Origin of the sequence: Jiangella aurantiaca (assembly GCF_004349105.1) — a bacterium.
GTDB classification, from domain to species: domain Bacteria; phylum Actinomycetota; class Actinomycetes; order Jiangellales; family Jiangellaceae; genus Jiangella; species Jiangella aurantiaca.
This window is the reverse complement of sequence record NZ_SMLB01000003.1, coordinates 261,145-282,543: the sequence shown is the minus strand read 5'-3', so window position 1 is coordinate 282,543 and position 21,399 is coordinate 261,145. Positions and strand designations below refer to the sequence as shown.

Annotated in this window: 21 protein-coding genes; 13 read left to right on the top strand and 8 right to left on the bottom strand. The window is 72.5% G+C overall.

What is annotated here, in order from left to right; translation table 11 throughout:
* A partial coding sequence (locus tag E1262_RS03775; RefSeq protein ID WP_132101691.1) for an AfsR/SARP family transcriptional regulator occupies positions 1 to 927 on the bottom strand: 927 nt, incomplete at its 3' end.
* Positions 928 to 1,096: 169 nt separating this feature from the next.
* On the opposite strand from E1262_RS03775, the gene E1262_RS03770 reads away from it, so the two are divergent.
* Positions 1,097 to 2,695: a phosphodiester glycosidase family protein gene (locus tag E1262_RS03770; protein ID WP_132101690.1), complete on the top strand. Its 1,599-nt coding sequence runs from the start codon at positions 1,097 to 1,099 to the stop codon at positions 2,693 to 2,695.
* A 56-nt stretch (positions 2,696 to 2,751) separates the two neighbouring features.
* On the opposite strand, the gene E1262_RS03765 is transcribed toward E1262_RS03770, so the two are convergent.
* The gene (locus E1262_RS03765; RefSeq protein WP_203453508.1) at positions 2,752 to 3,390 is read right to left on the bottom strand and encodes a TetR/AcrR family transcriptional regulator; all 639 of its coding nucleotides are present in this window, start codon (positions 3,388 to 3,390) and stop codon (positions 2,752 to 2,754) included.
* 129 nt (positions 3,391 to 3,519) lie between these two features.
* On the opposite strand from E1262_RS03765, the gene pdhA reads away from it, so the two are divergent.
* From pdhA to E1262_RS03750, 3 genes are read left to right on the top strand one after another with little or no spacing between them, the layout of a single operon-like run.
* Complete coding sequence (gene pdhA, locus E1262_RS03760) at positions 3,520 to 4,572, top strand: pyruvate dehydrogenase (acetyl-transferring) E1 component subunit alpha (RefSeq protein WP_203453507.1); 1,053 nt, start codon at positions 3,520 to 3,522, stop codon at positions 4,570 to 4,572.
* Between the two features lies 1 nt (position 4,573).
* Positions 4,574 to 5,581 (top strand): alpha-ketoacid dehydrogenase subunit beta, encoded by a 1,008-nt coding sequence (locus E1262_RS03755; RefSeq protein WP_132101689.1) that lies wholly within the window; start codon positions 4,574 to 4,576, stop codon positions 5,579 to 5,581.
* A 12-nt stretch (positions 5,582 to 5,593) separates the two neighbouring features.
* Positions 5,594 to 6,895 carry a dihydrolipoamide acetyltransferase family protein gene (locus tag E1262_RS03750; protein WP_132101688.1) on the top strand — a complete coding sequence of 434 codons (1,302 nt, stop codon included), beginning with the start codon at positions 5,594 to 5,596 and terminating at the stop codon, positions 6,893 to 6,895.
* A gap of 138 nt (positions 6,896 to 7,033) precedes the next feature.
* Here the strand turns inward: E1262_RS03750 and E1262_RS03745 are convergent, their stop codons facing one another.
* Positions 7,034 to 8,275, bottom strand: a complete 1,242-nt coding sequence (locus E1262_RS03745) for a M14 family zinc carboxypeptidase (RefSeq protein WP_132101687.1) — start codon at positions 8,273 to 8,275, stop codon at positions 7,034 to 7,036.
* Positions 8,276 to 8,418: 143 nt separating this feature from the next.
* Here E1262_RS03745 and E1262_RS03740 point away from each other — a divergent pair, with 143 nt between their 5' ends.
* Complete coding sequence (locus tag E1262_RS03740; protein ID WP_132101686.1) at positions 8,419 to 9,348, top strand: bifunctional helix-turn-helix transcriptional regulator/GNAT family N-acetyltransferase; 930 nt, start codon at positions 8,419 to 8,421, stop codon at positions 9,346 to 9,348.
* Here E1262_RS03740 and E1262_RS03735 read toward each other — a convergent pair.
* Together E1262_RS03735 and E1262_RS03730 are read right to left on the bottom strand one after the other, a co-directional pair.
* Entirely contained in the window at positions 9,345 to 10,190 is an 846-nt protein-coding gene (locus E1262_RS03735; RefSeq protein ID WP_132101685.1) for a bifunctional 5,10-methylenetetrahydrofolate dehydrogenase/5,10-methenyltetrahydrofolate cyclohydrolase, read from the bottom strand. The genes E1262_RS03740 and E1262_RS03735 overlap by 4 nt on opposite strands.
* On the bottom strand, positions 10,187 to 10,807 hold the full coding sequence (locus tag E1262_RS03730) for a cyclodeaminase/cyclohydrolase family protein (protein WP_132101684.1): 621 nt from the start codon (positions 10,805 to 10,807) through the stop codon (positions 10,187 to 10,189). Before E1262_RS03730 ends, E1262_RS03735 begins: the two co-directional genes overlap by 4 nt.
* A 255-nt stretch (positions 10,808 to 11,062) precedes the next feature.
* On the opposite strand from E1262_RS03730, the gene E1262_RS03725 reads away from it, so the two are divergent.
* From E1262_RS03725 to E1262_RS03710, 4 genes are all read left to right on the top strand, one after another.
* Positions 11,063 to 12,103: a serine hydrolase domain-containing protein gene (locus tag E1262_RS03725; RefSeq protein WP_132101683.1), complete on the top strand. Its 1,041-nt coding sequence runs from the start codon at positions 11,063 to 11,065 to the stop codon at positions 12,101 to 12,103.
* A gap of 804 nt (positions 12,104 to 12,907) precedes the next feature.
* Positions 12,908 to 14,437 (top strand): helix-turn-helix domain-containing protein, encoded by a 1,530-nt coding sequence (locus tag E1262_RS03720; protein WP_132101682.1) that lies wholly within the window; start codon positions 12,908 to 12,910, stop codon positions 14,435 to 14,437.
* 215 nt (positions 14,438 to 14,652) lie between these two features.
* On the top strand, positions 14,653 to 16,092 hold the full coding sequence (locus E1262_RS03715) for a DNA-3-methyladenine glycosylase 2 family protein (RefSeq protein WP_132101681.1): 1,440 nt from the start codon (positions 14,653 to 14,655) through the stop codon (positions 16,090 to 16,092).
* A gap of 11 nt (positions 16,093 to 16,103) precedes the next feature.
* Positions 16,104 to 16,577, top strand: a complete 474-nt coding sequence (locus E1262_RS03710) for a methylated-DNA--[protein]-cysteine S-methyltransferase (protein WP_132101680.1) — start codon at positions 16,104 to 16,106, stop codon at positions 16,575 to 16,577.
* A 4-nt stretch (positions 16,578 to 16,581) separates the two neighbouring features.
* Here the strand turns inward: E1262_RS03710 and E1262_RS03705 are convergent, their stop codons facing one another.
* Positions 16,582 to 16,905, bottom strand: a complete 324-nt coding sequence (locus tag E1262_RS03705) for a hypothetical protein (RefSeq protein ID WP_132101679.1) — start codon at positions 16,903 to 16,905, stop codon at positions 16,582 to 16,584.
* Between the two features lie 80 nt (positions 16,906 to 16,985).
* On the opposite strand from E1262_RS03705, the gene E1262_RS03700 reads away from it, so the two are divergent.
* Positions 16,986 to 17,774, top strand: a complete 789-nt coding sequence (locus E1262_RS03700; protein ID WP_132101678.1) for an Fpg/Nei family DNA glycosylase — start codon at positions 16,986 to 16,988, stop codon at positions 17,772 to 17,774.
* A gap of 21 nt (positions 17,775 to 17,795) precedes the next feature.
* Complete coding sequence (locus E1262_RS03695; protein WP_132101677.1) at positions 17,796 to 18,368, top strand: hypothetical protein; 573 nt, start codon at positions 17,796 to 17,798, stop codon at positions 18,366 to 18,368.
* Between the two features lie 15 nt (positions 18,369 to 18,383).
* Here the strand turns inward: E1262_RS03695 and E1262_RS03690 are convergent, their stop codons facing one another.
* Positions 18,384 to 19,076 (bottom strand): EcsC family protein, encoded by a 693-nt coding sequence (locus tag E1262_RS03690; protein WP_203453506.1) that lies wholly within the window; start codon positions 19,074 to 19,076, stop codon positions 18,384 to 18,386.
* Between the two features lie 81 nt (positions 19,077 to 19,157).
* On the opposite strand from E1262_RS03690, the gene aat reads away from it, so the two are divergent.
* Both aat and E1262_RS03680 read left to right on the top strand, forming a co-directional pair.
* The gene (gene aat, locus E1262_RS03685; RefSeq protein ID WP_203453505.1) at positions 19,158 to 19,871 is read left to right on the top strand and encodes a leucyl/phenylalanyl-tRNA--protein transferase; all 714 of its coding nucleotides are present in this window, start codon (positions 19,158 to 19,160) and stop codon (positions 19,869 to 19,871) included.
* A gap of 4 nt (positions 19,872 to 19,875) precedes the next feature.
* On the top strand, positions 19,876 to 20,739 hold the full coding sequence (locus E1262_RS03680; protein ID WP_132101674.1) for an Fpg/Nei family DNA glycosylase: 864 nt from the start codon (positions 19,876 to 19,878) through the stop codon (positions 20,737 to 20,739).
* 13 nt (positions 20,740 to 20,752) lie between these two features.
* On the opposite strand, the gene E1262_RS03675 is transcribed toward E1262_RS03680, so the two are convergent.
* Positions 20,753 to 21,379: an FMN-dependent NADH-azoreductase gene (locus tag E1262_RS03675; RefSeq protein ID WP_132101673.1), complete on the bottom strand. Its 627-nt coding sequence runs from the start codon at positions 21,377 to 21,379 to the stop codon at positions 20,753 to 20,755.
* Positions 21,380 to 21,399 lie beyond the last annotated feature (20 nt).

The window sequence follows — 21,399 nt, the reverse complement described above, 5'->3', positions numbered from 1 at the left end:
GGCAGGTCCCAGCCTGGCCCACGACCGGTTCTCCGACAACACGGCCGTGAGCAGGTCGATCTCGTGCTCACGGCCGACGAACTGCGCCGTCGACCTGGGCAGCTGCACCGGCGCCCGGACGACCGCCACCGCGGTCGCGCCGGCCGCGCCACCGCCCGCCCCACCCGCACCGGGCCCCGGCGCCAGCAGCGTCGGGTCGCTGTCGAGGATGCGCCGGTGCAGGTCGGTGAGCTCAGGACCCGGATCGATGCCGAGCTCGTCGCGCAGCACCGTCACGACCTCGTGGTACGCCGCGAGGGCGTCGCCCTGCCGGCCCTGGCGGTACAGCGCGAGCATCAGCTGTGCCCAGAGCCGTTCCCGCCACGGGTGCGCGGCGACCAGGCGGCGCAGCGACGGCACGAACTCCTCGTCGGTGCGGTCGAGGCGCAGCCGCAGCTCGTTCAGCCGTTCCGTGGCCGACAGCAGCTCCTCGACCAGCAGCGGCGCGGTCGCCTTCTCGAGGTCGTCGGGATTGAGCCCGGCCAGCGGGTCGCCCCGCCACAGCGCCAGCGCCTCGCGCAGCAGGGTCAGCTCGGTGGCGGGTTCGGCGTCGCGGCCGGCTGCGACCAGCTCGCGGAACCGGGTGACGTCGACGGCGTCGGAGGGGAGGTCGAGGCGGTAGCCGTCGCCGGCGGCTTGGACGAAGCCCTCGCCGAGCGCGGCCCGCAGCCGGGCGACGTGGGTCTGGATGGCCGCCCGCGGGTGCACCGGCTCGTCGTCGGGCCACAGCCAGCCGGCCAGCGCGTCGACGGGGACGACGGTGCCGGGACGCGTGGCGAGAGCTGCGAGGATGACAGTGGGCCGGCCGGGTGGCACCGGGATCGTGACCCCGTCGCGGTGCACCTCGACCGGACCCAGCAGTGCGACCTCGAGCCGCGCCCGCCCCACCAGCTCTCACCCCCTCCGTCCCCTCGCGCCATCGCAACCGTACCGGTGACTGACAGGTGATCGCACAGTCATCCGGGTGCCGGACGCGGCTCCCACGGCGTTCACCGGCCCGCCACCTGGAGCGACTAGTCTCCGGCAAGGTTCGCAACCCACCCGGAAGGGACATCACATGCGCAAGCCGACGCGCGTCGCCGCCTACGCCGCCCTCGCCAGCGTCTGTGTCCTCGGGACGGGGATCGCGAGCGCGGCGCCGGAGCGCTCCGAGCTGCTGCCGGATGAGCTGCCGCTGGGCCCGGCCGGCCTGGCCGAGCAGCGCTCCCAGGAGGAGCTGGCGCCGGGCGTGACGCTGTACCGGATCGTCCGCGGCGCCGTCGACCCCGATGACGGCTACACCGTGACCGCAGGCTTCGCGACGACGGCGGCGGACGCGGAGGCGCTGGCCGCCCGGGTGCGTGCGGCCGGACTGGAGCCGCGCGTCGAGCCGGCCGTGGAGCCAGCGTCGTCCGGCGCACCGCTCGGCTGGACCGTGCGTGTCGGCCTGTTCCCGACGGCGTCCGGCGCAGAGGCGCTGCTGCCGGCCCTGCGCGCCGCCGGGCTCTCCCCGCGCGTCGACGACACCGCACACGACGGCGGCTCGACCGACGGCCCGTGGCGGGTGACGATCCTCGAGGTCGACCCGCGCGAGTTCGACGGGACGGTCCGCACCGAGCTGGCCACCGGCGAGGTGGCCGGCCGCGAGACCACCAGCGCCATCGTGGCTCGGATCGGCGCGCTGGCCGCGGTCAACGGCGGCTTCTTCACCATCGACGGCAGCCGGAACGTCCCCGGCCCCTGGCTCGAGGGGACCGACGGCGACCCCGCCGGGATCGCGGTGAGGGACGGCCGGCTGGTCTCGGAGGCGGTCGGCGACCGTCCGGCGCTGCTGCTGACCGGCGACGGCGACGGGCGGGTGCGCCGGCTGGCGACGGAGCTGACGGTCCGGACGGGGCGGTCGGTCACGGAGGTGACCGGGCTGAACCGGGAACCGGGGCTCGTGCTCAACTGCGGCGGGGTGGGCGCCGCGACGCCGACGTCCACGCCGGCACACGACTACACCTGTGGCAACGCCCACGAACTGGTCGCGTTCACCGCCGACTTCGGCGCGTCCCTGCCGTCGGGTGCCGGTCACCAGGTCCGGCTGGACGCGCACGACCGCGTCGTCGAGGCGGCGCGCGTCCGCGGCGGTACGGAACCGGCCTCCGGCACCGTCGTCCTGCAGGCCACCGGCGATGCCGCTGCCTGGCTGGCCGAGCACGGCACGGTCGGCGCGCGCCTGGTCCTGGACACGGACGTGGTCGACGGCGACACCGGCCGGCGGGTGCCGCTGCGGCCGGACGCCTCCGTGGTCAACGGCGGACCGATGCTCGTCGAAGACGGTGCGACGGCGCTCGACCCGGTGCGCGACGGCTGGAGCCCGGCGACGCTGGCCGGCACGGCGCGGGCGGACTTCTACTGGCGCTGGTACGTGCGCCGCAACCCGCGCACGGCGGCCGGCGTGCTGCCGGACGGGCGGCTGGTGTTCGCGGTGGTCGACGGGCGCCAGGTCGGCCGCAGCGTCGGGCTGAGCATCACTGAGACCGCGGAGCTGATGCGGTCGCTGGGCGTCGAGGACGCACTGAACCTCGACGGCGGCGGCTCGAGCACCGTCGTCACCGAGGACGGCGTCGTCAACACCCCGAGCGACCCGATCGAGCGCCCCGTCGGCGACGCCGTCGTGCTTCTCCCGTGATCATCAACCCTTCGTGTTGTCAGAGCAGCTGTCAGGGCAGCACAAAAGGTTGATGATCACGGGGACGGTGGGACGAGGATCAGTTCGAGCGTCCGGGTGACGTGCTCGGCGGCGGCCGCCGCGGTGGGCGCGGGGTCCAGTCCGAACATCCGCCGCCGGTGCGGCTCGCCCATGAGCAGCGTGAACAGCTGCTCGGCCAGCGCCTCGTGGTCGTCGGCGCGGACGGCGATCCGCTCCGCCGGCAGCGCGGCGAGCAGGCCGGACAGCACGCCGATGTAGCGGCGCGGCCCGTTCGCGTAGTGCCGGGCTGCGAGGTCGGGGAACTTCGCCGCCTCGCCGGTGACCAGCCGGTGCAGGCCGATCGCCTCGTCGGAGAGCATGAGCCGGACCAGCCGCACCCCGAACGCGTGCAGATCGCTCACTGGGTCGCCGGCGTCGGGCGCGACGGTGTTGACGACGCGGTCGCCCAGCCGCCGGACCACGGCCACGAAGAGGTCCGCCTTGTCGCCGACGGTCGTGTAGACGGTGCGCTTGGCCACGCGGGCCTCGGCGGCGATGACCTCGATGGTCGTGCCGCCGTACCCGCGTGCGAGGAACTGCCGCATCGCGGTCTCGAGCAGCGCGTCGCGCCGGGCCGCGCGATCGACGTCGCGCGGTCGGCCTCGCGGCGCCGTCGCCGCCCCCCGTGCAGTCACGTAGTCATCCTGGCTCGGAGGTAGTCTTGGATGCAATGAAACGCTAACGTTTCATTGTTTGCCCGGCCACCGCCGGGCCACCGCTGCGCGTCGAGCGACGCGCCCCGTGACAACGAAGGGCGGGTAAGAGTGGCGACCACCAGTCGCAAGCGTCCGGCGCGCTCGGCGAAGAACTCCGAGGAACTGCTCGGTTACTACCGGCAGATGCTCCTCGTCCGCCGGTTCGAGGAGCGCACCGCGCAGGCGTACACCGAGGCGAAGATCGGCGGGTACTGCCACCTCAACCTCGGCGAAGAGGCCACCGTCGTCGGCCTGATGGCGGCCATCGAGGAGCGTGACTATCTCTTCACGAACTACCGCGATCACGGCTATGCGCTGATCCGCGGCATGGACCCCGGCCGCGTCATGGCCGAGCTGTACGGCCGGCAGGACGGCGTCAGCAAGGGCTGGGGCGGTTCGATGCACCTGTTCGACACCGACGTGCGCCAGCTCGGCGGCTACGGCATCGTCGGCGGGCAGCTGCCGCTGGCGGCCGGCGCCGCGCTCGCGGTCTCGTACCGCGACGGCGACGAGGTCGTCATGTGCCAGATGGGCGACGGCACCACGAACATCGGCGCGTTCCACGAGACGCTCAACATGGCGACGCTCTGGGACCTGCCCATCATCTTCGTCGTTGTGAACAACCAGCTCGGCATGGGCACGACGGTCGAGATGTCGTCCGCCGAGCCGGAGCTGTACAAGCGGGCGTCGGCGTACCGCATGGAGTCCGCGCGCGTCGACGGCAACGACGTCATCGCCGTCCGCGACGCCGCGAAGGTCGCCGTCGAGCGGGCCCGCAAGGAGCAGAAGCCGTACCTGCTCGAGACCGTGAGCGGCCGGCTGAAGGGGCACTCCGTCGTCGACCCCGCCGCGTACCGCAGCAAGGACGAGGTCGAGGCGGTCCGCGCTCAGGACCCTGTCGCCGGGCTGCACGACCAGCTCATCGCCGACAAGGTCGCCGACGCCGACCAGCTGGCCGAGATCGACGCCGACGTCCACCGCATCGTGAAGGCCGCCGTCGAGTTCGCCGAGAAGAGCCCGGCGCCCGAGGTGTCGTCGCTGTTCGACTACACCTATGCGAGCCCGGTGCCGAACGACTCGCGCCGCCTCCCCTCTGACCCGCTGTTCCCGGTAGGAGCCTGACATGGCCGTCATGAGTTACCGCCAGGCGCTGCACGACACCCTGCGCGCCGAGATGCTCCGCGACCCGGACGTCTTCCTGATGGGCGAGGAGATCGGCCGGTTCGAGGGCTCGTACAAGATCACCGCCGGCCTGCTCGACGAGTTCGGGCCGAAGCGGGTGCGCGACACCCCGATCGCCGAGGAGGGCTTCACCGGCGCCGCCGTCGGTGCGGCGATGCTCGGTCTGCGCCCGGTCGTCGAGATCATGACGATCAACTTCTCGCTGCTCGCGCTGGACCAGATCGTCAACCACGCCGCGAAGATCTACGGCATGTTCGGCGGCCAGCGGTCGGTGCCGATGGTCATCCGCACGCCGGGTGGCGGCGGTCAGCAGCTCGCGGCCACGCACTCGCAGAACGTCGAGCTGTTCTACGCGTTCACGCCCGGCCTCAAGGTGGTGGCGCCGTCGTCGCCGGCCGACGCGAAGGCCCTGCTGCTCGCGTCCATCCGCGACAACGACCCGGTGCTGTTCCTGGAGAACCTCGCGCTCTACAACACCAAGGGCGAGGTCCCCGACGGCGACCAGCCCGCTGAGATCGGCCGCGCCGCCGTCACCCGCGAGGGCACCGACATCACGTTGGTCGCATACTCGCGCATGGCGCACGTCGCGCTGCAGGTCGCGGAGAAGCTCGCCAGCGAGGAGGGCATCTCCGCCGAGGTGGTCGACCTGCGCAGCCTGCGCCCGCTGGACCGGCCGACGATCATCGAGTCGGTCAAGAAGACGTCCTGCGCCGTGGTGCTGGAGGACGACTGGCTGACCTACGGCATCGGCGCGGAGGTCGCCGCGTCCATCTCCGACGGCGCGTTCGACTACCTCGACGCCCCGGTGCGACGCGTGGCGATGGCCGAGGTGCCGCTGCCCTACGCGAAGTCGCTGGAGCTGGCGGCGCTGCCGTCGGCCAACGACGCCGTCACCGCCGTCCACCAGACCCTCGACGCCGTCGGCCGCCGGTCCGTCGGCGCGCACTGAGGAGATTCTGCGATGACCGAGATCCTGATGCCCCGCCTCTCCGACACGATGGAGGAGGGCGTCGTCAGCGCCTGGCGCAAGCAGGTCGGCGACGAGATCCACGCCGGCGACGTCCTGGTCGAGATCGAGACCGACAAGGCCGTCATGGAGCACGAGGCCTACGAGGACGGCGTGCTGGCCGAGATCCTGGTGAAGGAGGGCGACACCGCCCCGATCGGCGCGCCGATCGCCCGGCTCGTAGGCGCCGGTGAGCCGGTCGGCGGGTCCACCCCGGTGCCGGCCGCCGAGCCCGCGACGCCCACGCCCGCTCCCGCACACCAGCCCGAGTTGATCTTGGAGCAACCGGGGAATCAATCGGGCACATCGGACGGTAACTCTGCGGTTACTCCAAGATCAACGGGATCGGGGCGCATCCTGTCCTCGCCGCTGGCCCGGCGCGACGCCCGCGAGCTGGGCGTCGACCTGGCGACGGTGGAGGGTTCCGGCCCCGGCGGCCGGATCATCCGGGCCGACGTCACGAAGGCGGCCGCCGCCGCACCGGCGACCGCGACGGCCCCGGCGACCCCCGCGAGCACCCCTGCGGCTCCGCCCGCTGCCGCCGTCGCCGCACCGGCCGTCGAGGAGACCGACGAGCTGATCCCGCTGACGTCGATCCGCAAGACGATCGCCCGCCGGCTCACCGAGAGCATGCAGTCGTCGCCGCACTTCTACGTGACGAAGACGGTCGACGCCGGCCCGCTGTCGGGGCTGCGGGCTGAGCTGAACGAGCGGCTGGTCGCGGCCGGCAAGAAGAAGGTCAGCGTCAACGACATCATCGTGCGGGCCGTCGCGGTCGTGTTGCGCGACCACCCGGTGGTGAACTCGTCGTTCACGCCCGAGGCGATCGTGCGGCACGGGCGCATCCACGTCGGCATCGCGGTGGCGACGGAGACCGGGCTGGTCGTGCCGGTCATCCGCGACGCCGACACGAAGAGCCTGACCAGCATCTCCGCCGCGACCCGCGCGCTGGCCGGCAAGGCCCGCGACCGCAAGCTCGGCCTGGACGAGATGAGCGGCGGCACGTTCACCGTCAGCAACCTCGGCATGTACGGCATCGACCACTTCACCGCCGTGATCAACCCGCCGGCGGCGGCGATCCTGGCTGTCGGCGCGGTGCGGTCCGAGCCGGGCGTGAAGGACGGCGAGCTGGCCGTGGTGCAGAAGATGACGATGACGCTGTCGTCGGACCACCGGGTCATCGACGGCGCCCAGGCCGCGGAGTTCGTCCGCGACCTGGCCGCCGTCCTCGAGGACCCGTGGCTCGCCGTGGCGTGAGCCGTCCGGGCGGCCCTAGGAGGGCCGGGCAGACCGGCGATGAGATGGGGCCGGAGGCCTCCTCGACATCGTCGGTGCGAGGCGCCGAGCCAGGGTGACCATAGCTGCGGTCATGCCCGGCCCGACGACCTCGGAGGCCTAGTCGGCGTCGCCTTCTTCCTCCCACCCGTAGTCGGGCAGGTCGAAGAAGGCGTCGCCGTCCAGCGTGTCGACCTCGCCGGTCGCCATCGCGTCGATCAGCGACTCGACGCCGGTGCGGACCGTCTGGACCAGCATGCCCTTGAGCTTCTGGCCGAGGTCGTCCTGCTGGCCGCGCACCTCGAACAGCACGGTGGCCGAGCCGTTGAGCGCGAACGCGGACCGGCCCTGACCGGCGTACTCACGCTCGTCGGGGTGGAAGTAGCGTCCCGTCGCGGCCAGCGGCGACTGGGACCCGTACGCCTCGAGGATGCCGTTGGCGACGGCGAGCGCGTACCGGCGCGACTTGTCCTGATCGAGCAGCGGCCAGTCGTCCTTGTACGCTGCGCCGTCGTTGACACCGAGGGGCGGGTAGTCCAGCGAGACGGAGATGAGCCGGCCGTCCTGCGGGCCGCCGGTCAGGCGGTCGCAGGGTCCCATGTGGTGCAGGTCGACGACGGCGTCGACCTCGCCGAACTCCTGCTGCAGGCCCACGTAGACGTCACGGATGGTGCGCGACTCCGGCGAGAGGAAGAAGCCGGCGTCGGTCTGCCGGCCGGGCAGGTCGCTCGCCTGGGGTACGTAGTCGAGGTCGGGGTTGAAGTCGCGGTTGAGGTCGAAGCCGGGCAGCTCGATGCCGTCGCCGCGCAGCGAGTGGTACCAGGCCCGCGGTGCGCCGGCGAGCTGCGGGAAGTCGGCGACCACCTCGTCCCACGAGATGACGTCGGCGCGCCGGTTGATCTCGCCGCCGTCGGGATTGACCATCGGCATCGCCACCACCGTGACGTTCTCCAGCGTGCGCAGGGTGTCCGGGTCGTTGCCGGTGCCGAGATCCTTGAGGATGCCGAGCAGCGCCTCTGTACCAGTGCGCTCGTTGCCGTGGATGGCGCTCTGCACGAGCAGGACGCGGTCGCCCGTGCCGACACGCGCGGTGTAGAGCTCGCGGCCCTGCGTCGTGTAGCCGGCGACGTCGACCTGGACCCGGCCGCCGCTGGTCTGCTCGATCTGCTCGAGCTTCCGGCCGAGCTCAGCATGGCTGGTCCAGCCGGTGAACTGCGGGTCGTCGAACGTCTTGCAGGTGCCTTCGGCCGGTCCCTCGGGCGGCGCCGCGGACGACGGAACGGCGCCGAGCGCGCCGGCCAGCACCGCGCCGGCGGCGACGACGCCCGCGGCGACGCGGCGAGAGTGTGGTCGTGTGTTCACATGGCCTCCCAGTGAGATGTGACACGTGACTGGGACATTACGGACAGTCGCGACAGACGGCAAGGCTTGATCACCACCGGCGGAGCCGATATGACCGCTTGATACTTGACTGAGGCAAGGAGTTCATTGATAGAGTCAACGATATGAGCTCGGTGGAACGCGACCAGGTGACGGCGGTGCGGCAGTTCAACCGCTTCTACACGACCGTGATGGGGTTCCTCGACCAGGGCCTGCTGCGGTCGCGGTTCTCGCTGACCGAGGCGCGCATCCTGTTCGAGCTGGCGCAGCGCGACGTCACCGAGGTGGGCGCGCTGCGCGACACGCTCGGCGTCGACGCCGGGCAGCTGAGCCGGACGCTGGCGCGGTTCGAGTCCGCGGGACTGGTCGAACGGTCGCGCTCGGAGGCCGACGGCCGCAAGCTGCTGATCGCGCCCACCGCGGCCGGCCGCGAGGCGTTCGCCGACCTCGACGCTCGCTCGGACCAGCAGGCCGAGGAGCTGCTGACCGGCTTGCCCGACGACGACCGCCGCCGCCTGGTCGCCGATCTCGACTCGGTCCGCCGCCTGCTGAGCCGGCGGGAGGCGGACGCGCCGAGGGCCTACGTGATCCGCGGCCTGCGTCCCGGCGATCTCGGCTGGGTGGTGCAGCGCAATGCCGTCCTCTACGCACGGGAGTACGGCTGGGACCAGACATACGAGGCTCTGGTCGCGCGGATCGTCGCCGACTACGCCGAGCACCACGACCCGCGGCGCGAGAATGCGTGGATCGCCGAGCTGGACGGCCGCCCCGTCGGCGCGGTGTTCTGCGTGCGCAAGGACGACACGACGGCGCAACTGCGGCTGCTGCTGGTGGAGCCAGAGACCCGTGGCGCTGGACTGGGCACGCGGCTGGTGGACGAGTGCATCGCGTTCGCGCGCTCGGCCGGCTACTCCTCCATGGTGCTGTGGACCAACGACGTCCTCGCCGCCGCCCGCCGGATCTACCAGAAGGCCGGCTTCGAGCTGGTCGAGGAGAACCGGCACCACAGCTTCGGCCACGACCTCGTGGGCCAGATCTGGCGCCTGGACCTCTAGAGAGCCGAGGTCACGCCGGCGACGGTGTGCCACAGCAGCAGCGCGGTGGTCACCGGGCCGACGCCGCCGGGCACCGGGGTCAGCGCCGCCGCGACTTCCGAGACCGCGGGGTCGACGTCGCCCGCCAGGCCGCCGTCGGGCGTCGGGTTGGTGCCGACGTCGACGACGACCGCGCCCGGCCGGACGTGCTCCGGCGTCACCAGGTGGGTCCGGCCGACCGCCGCGACCAGCACGTCCGCCGTCGACGTCACGGCGGCGAGGTCGCGGGTGCGCGAGTGGCACATCGTCACCGTCGCGTCGCGGTCCAGCAGTAGGTGTGCCAGCGGCTTGCCGACCACGGCGGACCGGCCGACCACCACGGCCCGGACACCGGTGAGGTCGACGGCGTACTCGTCCAGCAGCGCGACGACGGCCGCCGCGGTGGCCGGCGCGTACGCGGGCTGACCGGCCGCGAGCCGGCCGAGCGACAGCGGGTTGGCGCCGTCGACGTCCTTGGCGGGGTCGATCGCGCCGGACACCTCGGCCAGCGCGACGCCACGCGGCAGCGGCGTCTGCAGCATGACGCCGTCGACGCCGGGATCCGCACTGAGGGTGGCCAGCTGCGTCGTGAGGTCGCCGGCGGTCGCCGCCGTGCCGAGGTCGGCGACGTCGCAGTCGATGCCCACCTTGGCCGCAGCCGACGCGATGGAGCGGACGTACCAGGCGCTCGCTTCGTCGTCGGTCGCGGTGACGATGACCAGCCGGGCCGGCCGTCCCTCGGCGCGCCGGGCGGCGGCCCGCTCGGCCACCTGCGCACGCAGGCGCGCGGCGAGCTCGGCGCCGCCCAGCCGGTTCGCCGTCACGCCCCCACCTGCTGACGCACCGCTGCCGTGAGCTGGTCGGCCCGGGCCGCGAGGTCGTCCACCTCGCCCGCGGTGGCCGTCAGCCGGTCGCGGACCGCCTGGTCGGTGACGCCCGCGAGATTGATTTCGACGTTCAGCCGGGCCGTCGTGGCGGCCGCGCGGGCGGCTTCCGCGGCGGCCGCGACGTCCGTGACCACGTTCGGGTTGCCGACCAGGAGCAGCTCCTCGGCCATGGCGACCAGGTGGGTCGCCGCGATGATGACGGCGGCCGGCGGCTCGGCGGCCGCGGCCAGAGCCGCCGCGATCGCCTCGGACCGGGCCGCCTTCTGCTCGTCGGTGGCCTGGGGCAGCTGATAGGTCTCGGTGACGGCGAAGAACGCCTCGGCGTCGTCCTCGGCCAGCTCCAGCGCGTCGGTGCGCAGCGCGTCGGACTTCACCAGCACCCGCTCGACGACGTCGGCGTGCTCCTCGTACTTGGGGCCGGTGCTGTAGCGCGCCACCATGCCGAGGAGCGCCGCCGACTGGGCGGCGTGCAGTGCCGCGACGGCGCCGCCGCCGGGGGCCGGCACCCGGGCGGCCAGGCTGTCCAGGAAGGCGCCGATGGTCTCGTCGCGCACGGGATCTCCTCGAGGCTGGTTGCCTTTTCCATGTGGGACGCGCCGCCGCCCGGGACCTCGCGGTCAGCTTCGAGTCGGCCGACGGTCGCCTTCCCAGTCTCCCGCGTACGGGCCGGGCGGCGCACGACGGGGTGCGCCGCACACGTCTCACGCCGTTCACGAAATGAGACAACTCTCCCGGAATGGTTCGGTTCCGGCCGATCATGGAAGCAGCGGCGCGACCCCCGGCGCCATCACAACCGAATAGGCGGCACGATGACGAGAGCCATCGACCAGTTGCTGACTCGCGCCGTGGACAGTGCGGTCCTCCCCGGCGCCGTCTGGGCCGTCGGCGATCCCGACGGAGTGCGCGCCCAGGGCGCCTGCGGGCTGCTCGATCCGACGGTGCCGGACGAGCCGATGCGCCTGGACACCATGTTCGACCTCGCAAGTCTCACCAAGATCGTCGCCGTCTGGTCGTGCATCGGCACGCTGTGGGAGGACGGCACCATCAACCTCGACCGGCCGCTGGTCGACTACCTCCCGGACCTCGACGGCTACGACCTCGCCGGCGTCACCGCCCAGCACCTGCTGACCCACACCGCCGGCGTCCCGCTGCGGGCCAACCTCAAGGCGCTCTACGGCACTGAGCGCGCCGCCGTCGAGCGCGGGATCCTGCGCGAACGGCTCAGTCATCGCCCCGGCCAGGTCGTCGAGTACACCGACCGCGCGGCGCTGACTCTCGGCATCCTCGCCGAGCGGCTCACCGGCCTGCGGCTGGACGAGCTGAGCCGGGCCTGCGCCTGGGACGCGCTGCACATGGGTTCCACGCGGTTCGGCCCGGTGGACGGGGCCGACGTCGCACGGTGCGCGCCCACCGAGTGGGACGAGTCGACCGGGCGGCACCTGAAGGGCGCGCCGCACGATTTCTCCGCCCGGCTGCTCGGCGTCTGCGGCAGCGCCGGCGTGTTCTCCGTCGCCGCCGACCTCGCCGCGTTCCTGCGCTACCTGCTCGCTCCCGACCAGGCGCCGCGCCGGCCCGGCTTCGGACCGGCATGGATCAAGGAGTCGCTGAAGGTGCAGACCGGGGCGCTGCAGCCGGCCCGCGGCCTGTTCTGGCATCCCGCGCCGACGCCGGAAGGCGTGGGCGGGCGCGACGTGTGGGCGCACTTCGGCTTCACGGGGACGGCGATGTGGGTCTCCGTCCGCCGGCGGCGCTGGGCCCTGCTGCTGACCAACAAGCTCTACTACACGCGCGACAGCCACCCGATGCTCGACGTCCGCAAGGCGTTCTGCCGCCTCGCCTTCGACCTCTGACCCAGCTGGGCCGGTCGTCGGGGTCCGTGACGTTCGCCGTCCCCCTGCTGCCCACGCTCTTAGCCGCGGACCCGCGCCTCAAGCGGACTGGTGGGCGCTTCGCGCGGCACACCTCAAGGTGCACCGGCGTCGTTCGGCGTGCCGTTGCTTGCCTGTGGACAGCGATGATCATCAACGATCGCGGACATCACCAGGACTACCTGAGCCTCAACACGATTGCAGGCGTGGTGGTGCTCCAGAAACCTCATGATGGCCCCCGAAACGTCGGAGAATCTCACTGCGTGGACACCGGGGCCGCGACTCGATGGCCAGAGCCGACTTCCGTGCGCATCGAAGACCACGCCCCGCGCCGTGCCCGCACTCCCCCGTCCCCCTGATAGCTGCCCGTTCTTAGGCCGCGTGCGCGCGGGTCAAGCGGTCCTCGCTGCGCGAAGCGCCTCCCGGTCCGCTTGAGGCGCGCGTGCGCGGCCAAGAGAATGGGCAGTAGGGGGACGGCCCACCGTGCGCACCCGGCCAACGCATCAAAACCCGGCCTACGTGAGCCCGAGCGACCGACGTCGCCGGCGCTGGATCGGCCGTCCGGATGGGCAGGACGGGCCGGAGGTGCGATTCGCCCACGCTCGAGGCGACGACGCCCGCGGCGTCGACTATGCTCCCGGCGGCTGCGCCCCGCGTGCGCCGCGTCCCGACCGGCCCGCGGCAGACCTCATGACGCGAATGAGAGCTCTCTCACGTCGCAACTCCTGCACACCAATGTGACGAATGTGGCAGCCGTTAACTCATGGCTGAGATATCGTTCCGCTCGTGGCAGACGACTACCGCAGCCAGATCGGCCGGTTGATCCGCGACTCGCGCCAGCATCGCGGCTGGACGCAGAGCCAGCTCGCCGACGCGCTCGGCAGCAGCCAGAGCGCGATCCATCGCATCGAGCACGGGCAGCAGAACCTGAGTCTCGAGATGATCGCCCGCATCGGCGAGGCGCTGGACAAGCAGATCGTGTCGCTGGCGCCACAGGGGCCGGTGCACCTGCGGGTCAGCGGCGGCCAGCAGCTCTCCGGCAGCATCGACGTGCGGTCCAGCAAGAACGCCAGCGTCGCGCTGCTGTGCGCCAGTCTGCTGAACAAGGGCCGGACGGTGCTGCGAGGCATCGCGCGGATCGAGGAGGTCAACCGCATCATCGAGGTGCTCGAGAGCATCGGCATCGGCACCCGCTGGCTGGGCGAGGGCCGCGACCTCGAGATCACGCCGCCGGAGCGCCTGGATCTCGACAGCATGGACGTCGAGGCGGCCCGGCGCACCCGCAGCGTCATCATGTTCCTCGGCCCGCTGCTGCACCGTGAGACCCGGTTCAAGCTGCCGTACGCCGGCGGCTGCAACCTCGGCACGCGCACCGTCGAGCCGCACATGGCCGCGCTGCGTCCGTTCGGCCTCGAGCTGAAGGCGACCGGCGGCTACTACCACGCCGAGGTCGACCGCTCGGTGTCGCCGGACCGGCCGATCGTGCTGATCGAGCGCGGCGACACCGTCACCGAGAACGCGCTGATGGCCGCCGCCCGCAACGACGGCGTCACCGTCATCCGCAACGCCAGCTCGAACTACATGGTCCAGGACCTCTGCTTCTTCCTGACCCGGCTGGGCGTCCGGATCGACGGCATCGGCACGACGACGCTGACGGTGCACGGCATCCCGGACATCGACGTCGACGTCGACTACGCGCCGTCCGAGGACCCGATCGAAGCGATGAGCCTGCTGGCCGCAGCGATCGTCACCGGCTCGGAGATCACCGTCCGCCGGGCGCCCATCGAGTTCCTCGAGATCGAGCTGGCGCTGCTGGAGGAGATGGGCCTCGACTACGACCGCAGCGGCGAGTACGTCGCGGCGAACGGCGAGACGCGACTGGTCGACCTGACGGTGCGGCCGTCGACGCTGCAGGCGCCGCACGACAAGATCCATCCGATGCCGTTCCCCGGCCTGAACATCGACAACCTGCCGTTCTTCGCGCTGATCGCGGCCACGGCGAACGGCCAGACGATGATCCACGACTGGGTCTACGAGAACCGTGCGATCTACCTGACCGAGCTGACGAAGCTCGGCGGCAACGTGACCCTGCTCGACCCGCACCGCGTGCTGGTCGAGGGGCCGACGCGGTGGTCCGGCACGGAGATCATCTGCCCGCCGGCGCTGCGCCCGGCCGTCGTCGTGCTGCTGGCGATGATGGCCGCGAAGGGCACGTCGGTGTTGCGCAACGTCTACGTGATCAACCGCGGCTACGAGGACCTGGCGGCCCGGCTGTCCGTTCTTGGCGCCCGCATCGAGGCGTTCCGCGACATTTAGCCGAATCCTTCCGATTCGCGTGTCACAGCGCGGGGACGGGGCATACCTACCCCCACGTGGCGTGCCACCTCACCCCGTCCACGGGGGGCGGGTGAGGGCGCGGCGCGGCCCGGCACCGCGCGGGGTCAGGGCGCCGTCACGCCCTGGCCCCGGCCCCCACGGTCATGTCCGATTCCCGCTAGTAACGGCGCCGCCGGCAAGCGAGACTGGTAGACATGTTGGACGAAGAGGCGTGCTACCGCGCAGTTCAGGGCCGCGACGCCCGGTTCGACGGCGTCTTCTACATCGGCGTCACGTCGACCGGCATCTATTGCCGTCCCAGCTGCCCGGCGATGACGCCGAAGCGCGAAAATGTGCGCTTCTACCGCACCGCCGCCGAGGCGCAGGCGGCGGGATTCCGCACCTGCCGACGCTGCCGGCCTGACGCGACGCCGGGCTCGGCGGAGTGGAACATCCGCGCCGACGTCGTCGGACGCGCGATGCGCCTGATCGCCGACGGCATCGTCGACCGCGACGGCGTCGCGGGGCTGGCCGCCCGGCTGGGCTACAGCGAGCGCCAGGTACACCGGACGCTGGTCGAGGAGGTCGGCGCCGGGCCGCTGCGGCTGGCTCGCTCGCAGCGGGCGCACACCGCGCGGGTCCTGCTCGAGACCACCGACCTGCCGGTCACCGAGATCGCGTTCACGGCCGGGTTCGCCAGCATCCGCCAATTCAACGACACGATCCGTGAGGTCTACGCGCTGACGCCGACCGAGCTCCGAGGCAAAGCCCGCCGGCGGGGTCGCGCCGCGACGGCCGGCACGATCGAACTGCGGCTGGCGTACCGGCAGCCGGCCGACTTCCGCGGCGTGCTGGACTTCCTGGCACTGCGCGCGGTCCCGGGCACCGAGGAGGTCGATGGCGACACGTACCGGCGCAGCCTCACGCTGCCGCACGGCACCGGCGTCGCGGAGCTGACCCCGCGGGACGGCTGGGTGCACGCGACGCTGCGGCTGGCCGACCCGCGCGATCTGACCGCGGCGGTGGCCCGCTGCCGCCGGGTACTGGATCTGGACGCCGACCCGCAGGCCGTCGACGACCTGCTCGGCGCGGATCCCGCGCTCGGTCCGCTGGTGGCCGCGCGTCCGGGCATCCGGGTGCCGGGCACGGTCGACGGCGACGAGCTCGCGGTCCGCGGCGTGCTGGGCCAGCAGGTGTCCGTGGCCGCCGCGCGCACCGTCGCCGGCCGGCTGGTCGCCGAGCACGGCAAGCCCCTGGACACGCCGGTCGGCACCGTCACCCACGCGTTCCCGACGGCGGCCGTGCTGGCCTCCGTCGACCCGTCGACGTTCCCGATGCCGCGCAGCCGCCAGCGCACGCTGCATGAGCTGACCCGCCGGCTGGCCGACGGCGTGCTCAACCTCGATCCCGGCGTCGACCGCGACGAGGCCGAGCGGCGGCTGCTCGACGTGCCCGGCATCGGCCCCTGGACGGCGAAGTACGTGCGCATGCGCGCGCTCGCGGACCCCGACGTGTTCCTCCCGACCGACCTCGGCGTCAAGCACGCCATGGCCGGCCTCGGGCTGCCGTCCGAACCGCGGGCGGTGGCCGAGCTCTCCGAGAACTGGCGGCCGTGGCGGTCGTACGCGCTGCTGCACGCCTGGTCGACTCTCTGAAAGGCAGAACGATGACCACGTACTGGACCACCATCGACAGCCCGCTCGGCATGCTGTGGCTGACCGGCGACGGCGTCGCGCTGACCGGCCTCTACATGGAGCGCCCGGCCACGCTCGACCAGCCCGGCTGGGTCGAGGACGACGCACCGTTCGCCCTGGCCCGCGAACAGCTGGCCGCGTACTTCGCCGGCGAGCGGCAGGAGTTCGACCTGCCGCTGAACCCCGTCGGCACGCCGTTCCAACAACAGGTGTGGGCGGCCTTGCGGGCGATCCCGTACGGCGAGACCCGCAGCTACCGCGACATCGCTGAGCAACTGGGCCGCCCGACGGCGTCCCGCGCGGTGGGCGCGGCGAACGGCCGCAACCCGATCTCCGTCATCGTCCCGTGCCATCGCGTGGTCGGCTCGTCCGGCGTGCTGACCGGGTATGCGTGGGGGCTGGAGCGCAAGCGGGCGCTCCTGGACCTGGAGACAGCCGACAGCTAGACCGTCACCAGCTCCAGCCGTCGTGCCGGAGGGCGCTCTCGATCATCATCCGGCGCACCGGCGGCGGAGCGTCCGGCACCGGCATACCGGCCAGCCGCGCGGCGTCGATCAACAGGTCGTCGTACGCGCGGGTGGCCGCGGCCAGGTGGTGGGCGCGAGCCCAGCGGCCCTGGTCGCACTCGAGCCGGCGGATCTCACCGACCACGCGGGTGAGCCGGAGCTGCACCGTCAGCGTCTCGAACGGGTCGGCGACGACGCAGGGCGCGGCCTTGCCACCGGACCAGCGCCTGCGCAGCGCCCGGGTGAGGTCGTGGAAGGGCGATTCCATCGTGGGCTCCTGACCAGCATCGTAGCCAGCTAGGCGGCGGTTGACGAGGGAGTTTTCGCGGCCGTGTGCGAAGGTGAGCCATGCCCGAAGGCGACACCGTCTGGCTCGCGACCCGGCGGCTGCACGACGCGCTGGCCGGCGATGTCCTGGTCCGCACCGACTTCCGCGTTCCGCGGCTGGCGACCACCGACCTGTCCGGGCGGACGGTGGTCGAGTCGGTGGCGCGGGGGAAGCACCTGCTGACCCGGATCGGCGGCGGGCTGACGCTGCACACGCACCTACGCATGGACGGCGCGTGGCGGGTGTTCGCGGCCGGTCAGCCGTGGCGGGGCGGGCCGGCGTTCCAGATCCGGGTGGTGCTGGCGACGGCGCGGGCGGAGGCGGTCGGGTACCGGCTGCCCGTCGTCGAACTGGTCCGGACGGCCGACGAGGACACCGTCGTCGGACATCTTGGACCCGACCTGCTGGGCGACGACTGGGCGGCCTCGGCCGCCGTGGAGCGGCTGACGCGCGACCCGTCCCGGCCGATCGGGGAGGCGCTGCTGGACCAGCGCGTACTGGCCGGGATCGGCAACATGTACATGGCCGAGCTGTGCTTCCTGGCCGGGGTGTCGCCGTATGCGCCGGTGTCCGCGGCGGCCGACCTGCGCTTCGTCGTCGACGAGGCGCACCGGCTGCTGCACCTGGGCATCGAGAGCGGCCGCCAGGTGACCACCGGCGATCCGCGTCCCGGGCGGCAGCACTGGGTCTACCGCCGCGCGCGGCGGCCGTGCTGGCGGTGCGGCACGCCGATCCGGACCGGCACCATCGGTGCCGCGCCGCAGGACCGGGTCACTTTCTGGTGCCCGCGCTGCCAGCCCGCTCCATGAGGTCGTGTCAATGTACGTCCTGTGAAGGTTCTCGCGGCGCTCACCGTCGGCCTCCTGCTGGTGACCTCCGGCTGCTCCGGCGGGCCGGCGCGGCTGTACGAGGCCGAGTCCGGCGGCGGCAGAGGCATCTACGACACGCGGCCGGGCCGGCCGTACGCGTTCGAGGAGATGACGCTGTGCCTGGACGAGCCGGGATCCGTGGTGGTCACGGACGTCTCGCCGATCGAGCCCATGGGCGGGTTCGAGGTGCTCGGCTTCTCCGTCCGACCGGTCCGCGAAGGGCAAGGCCTCGGCCACCTCGAGGAGCCAACCCAGCGCCTGGCGGCGGGCGGGTATCCGGTGGACGGACCGATGGTGGTCGACGACGTCTGCCCCGACGACGAGTCCGGCGAGGGCGGCACGGTCTTCAACCTGGGCATCGAGGTCGACTACTCCGCCCCCGACGCCGGCACCGCGAGCGGCTTCCTGGTGATCTACGAGTCCGGCGGCGAGTCGCTGACCTTGGTCCGGCCGTTCGGCGTGTCGCTGTGCGCCGCGCGACAGCAGGACCCGCCGCCGCCCGAGTGTGAGATCCGCATCGTCGCTTTCGGCTGACTCGACGCCGAGCGTTCAGACCCGCTCGACGGTGACGTTGGCCGGGAACTCGCGGTCGGCGAACCGGCCGATCGCGTACGTCGAGAACGCGTCGATGCCGGCACTGACCGCGCCGCCGACCAGCGGCACCCGGCGCACGATGGCCAGCGTGGCGTGCTTGCCGCCGATGCGGGCGACCAGCTGCGAGGCGACGGCGGCGACGGCGCGCTCGGTGACGGCGGGGTCGGGCTCGTTGAGGCCGGTGGCGATGTCGAACGGCCGGCCGGGGAGGTCGCGGCCGCGCAGCGCGTCCTCGACGCCGTCGCGGCCGAGCAGCGTCACCAGCGCCGCCGTGCGGACCCGCGGGTCGGCGAGGTCGTAGCCGCGCAGGTGCGCGATGGCCGCGGCCATGCGCAAGTGCAGGACGGCGATGCCGGCGATGTTGGCGGGGATGCCCACCGGCATCGTGACGATGCCGCCGATGTTCGTGACGAAGCCCTGCACGCCAGCCAGCCGGACGTGCTGCTCGATGACGTCGCGGATGGCTCGCTCGACGTCGCCGCGCTTGTCCAGATGACGGCGGGCCACCTCGCGGGCGCCCGGGAAGCCGGGGAAGCCCTCGATGCCCTTCGACATGAACTGGTTCGCGCCACGAGCGGCGACGATGGGCGCGGCGCGACGCGCCGCGGTCGTACCCGCCCAGGTCCCGATGGTCCGTCGCACACCCATGCCACCACTGTACGTGCGCGGGCCCGCGAGCGGATTACGCTGACCAAGGACCGCATCAGCAGCCGGCGCCAAGGAGGCCATGTGCCCGTCGAGCCACCCCCGACCCGATGGGAGCTGCCGAGCACGTCCGGCGACGACGACCTCGTCGCGTTCGGCGCCGACCTCGAACCGGGGACGCTGCTCGCCGCGTACCGCAACGGCCTGTTCCCGATGCCGGTCGACCAACTGCTCGGCCGTGCGACCGACCTCGCGTGGTGGTCGCCGAACCCGCGTGGCGTGCTGCCGATCGGCGGGATGAAGGTCTCGCGGTCGCTGCGGCAGTCGACCCACAAGTTCGAGATCCGCGTCGACACCGCGTTCGCCGAGGTCATCGAGGCGTGCGCCGATCCGTCCCGGCCAGGCGCCTGGATCAGCGACGACATCCGCCGCGCCTACGAGCGGCTGCACCGCCTGGGCTGGGCGCACTCGATCGAGGCGTGGACGCCGGACGGACGGCTGGCCGGCGGGCTGTACGGCGTCGCCATCGGCGGGCTGTTCGCCGGCGAGTCGATGTTCCACGCCCGGCAGCGCTGGGGCCGCGACGCGTCCAAGGTCGCGCTCGTCGCGCTCGTCGCGATGATGCGCGTCGAGCACCCCGTCGGCCGGCTCCTCGACGTGCAGTGGGGCACCCGGCACCTGGCCAGCCTGGGCGTCGTCGAGATCCCGCGGCAGGAGTACCTCAGCCGGCTGCGCCGGGCGCTGGAGCTGCCGCTGCCGCCGGCGTTCGCCGGACCCGCCGATCGCAGGGCAAACTGAGGGCATGCCCGAGCTGCCCGAGGTCGAAGCGCTCGCGGCCTTCCTGCGCGAGAAGGCCGTGGGCAAGGTGGTCACGCGCGTCGACATCGCCGCCATCAGCGTGCTCAAGACGTTCGACCCGCCCGTCACGGCGCTCGGCGGGCTCACCGTCACCGGCGTGAGCCGGCACGGCAAGTTCGTCGACCTCGACTGCGACGGCGTCCACCTCGTCATCCACCTGGCTCGGGCCGGCTGGCTGCGCTGGAGCGACGCGCTGTCGCCGAAGCCGCCGAAGCCCGGCAGCGGCCCGCTGGCGCTACGCGTCCACCTGAGCGACGAGTCCGGGTTCGACCTCACCGAGGCCGGCACCCGCAAGCGGCTGGCCGTCTACGTCGTGCGCGACCCCGCCGAAGTGCCCGGCATCGCCCGGCTCGGCGTCGACCCGCTGTCCGACGAGTTCACCGTCGACAGGCTGCAGGAGATCCTCACCGGCGCCGGCCGGGCCCAGATCAAGGGCGTGCTGCGCGACCAGGCCGTCATCGCCGGCATCGGCAACGCCTACTCCGACGAGGTGCTGCACGCCGCGAAGCTGTCGCCGTTCCAGCCCGCGTCCACCCTCGACGCCGACGGCGTCGCGAACCTGCACGCCGTCATCGTCGACGAGCTGACGACGGCGCTGAAGCGGGCCGAGGGGCTGGCAGCGAAGGACCTCAAGGACAGCAAGCGCACCTCCATGCGCGTGCACGGCCGGACCGGCGAGGCCTGCCCGGTCTGCGGCGACGTCGTCCGCGAGGTGTCGTTCGCCGACTCCTCGCTGCAGTACTGCGCCACCTGCCAGACTGGCGGCAAGATCCTCGCCGACCGGCGCATGTCCAAGCTGCTCAAGTAGGTCGCGTCGCCCGTCAGAAGCCGGCGGCGACGGCGCGCGCGGCGGCTTGCGCGGTTGCCCGGCTGCCCGCCACGTCGCCCGTCACGGCGTCGGGGCGCAGCGCGATCGTCCGGACGTCGGCCACGCCGGCCCAGCGCAGCCAGCCCTCCAGGTAGGACGTCTGGAAGTCCGAGCCGAACGCCGGGCCACGGCCGGGCGCGTAGACGGCGCTGGAGTAGACGATCGCCGCCTTCTTCCCGCGCAGCAGCCCGCGGTAGCCGCTGGACGGGTCGAACGCGAACACCAGGCCGGGCTGGCTCACGACGTCGATGAACTGCTTGAGCACGTACGGCAGGCCGTGGTTCCACATCGGCACGCTGAACAGATAATGATCGGCGGCGTCGAAGCGGGCGAACGCGGCGGTGACGTCGCGCCACACGTCCCGCTGTGCGGCGTCGAGATCCTGGCCGGCGAAGACCGCCATCTTCGCGTGCGCCGCCGTCGGACCGAACTGCGGCAGCGTGCCGTCCCACAGGTCCCAGTGGGTGATCTCGTGGTCCGGGTGTGCCCCGCGATAGGCCGCGACGAAGTCGTTCGCGAGCAGCAGCGACTCCGACGCGGCGCCGCGCGGCGAGGCGGAGAGGTGGAGCAGGGTAGGCATGGGTCGTCCTTTCTGGACTA

Coding starts and splice junctions, on each gene's coding strand:
- E1262_RS03755 (WP_132101689.1), top strand. CDS start 4,574: ATGGCCGTCATGAGTTACCGCCAGGCGCTGCACGACACCCTGCGCGCC.
- E1262_RS03700 (WP_132101678.1), top strand. CDS start 16,986: ATGCCCGAAGGCGACACCGTCTGGCTCGCGACCCGGCGGCTGCACGAC.
- E1262_RS03690 (WP_203453506.1), bottom strand. CDS start 19,076: ATGGGTGTGCGACGGACCATCGGGACCTGGGCGGGTACGACCGCGGCG.
- E1262_RS03705 (WP_132101679.1), bottom strand. CDS start 16,905: ATGGAATCGCCCTTCCACGACCTCACCCGGGCGCTGCGCAGGCGCTGG.
- E1262_RS03675 (WP_132101673.1), bottom strand. CDS start 21,379: ATGCCTACCCTGCTCCACCTCTCCGCCTCGCCGCGCGGCGCCGCGTCG.
- E1262_RS03715 (WP_132101681.1), top strand. CDS start 14,653: ATGTTGGACGAAGAGGCGTGCTACCGCGCAGTTCAGGGCCGCGACGCC.
- E1262_RS03680 (WP_132101674.1), top strand. CDS start 19,876: ATGCCCGAGCTGCCCGAGGTCGAAGCGCTCGCGGCCTTCCTGCGCGAG.
- E1262_RS03710 (WP_132101680.1), top strand. CDS start 16,104: ATGACCACGTACTGGACCACCATCGACAGCCCGCTCGGCATGCTGTGG.
- E1262_RS03725 (WP_132101683.1), top strand. CDS start 11,063: ATGACGAGAGCCATCGACCAGTTGCTGACTCGCGCCGTGGACAGTGCG.
- E1262_RS03750 (WP_132101688.1), top strand. CDS start 5,594: ATGACCGAGATCCTGATGCCCCGCCTCTCCGACACGATGGAGGAGGGC.
- E1262_RS03770 (WP_132101690.1), top strand. CDS start 1,097: ATGCGCAAGCCGACGCGCGTCGCCGCCTACGCCGCCCTCGCCAGCGTC.
- E1262_RS03740 (WP_132101686.1), top strand. CDS start 8,419: ATGAGCTCGGTGGAACGCGACCAGGTGACGGCGGTGCGGCAGTTCAAC.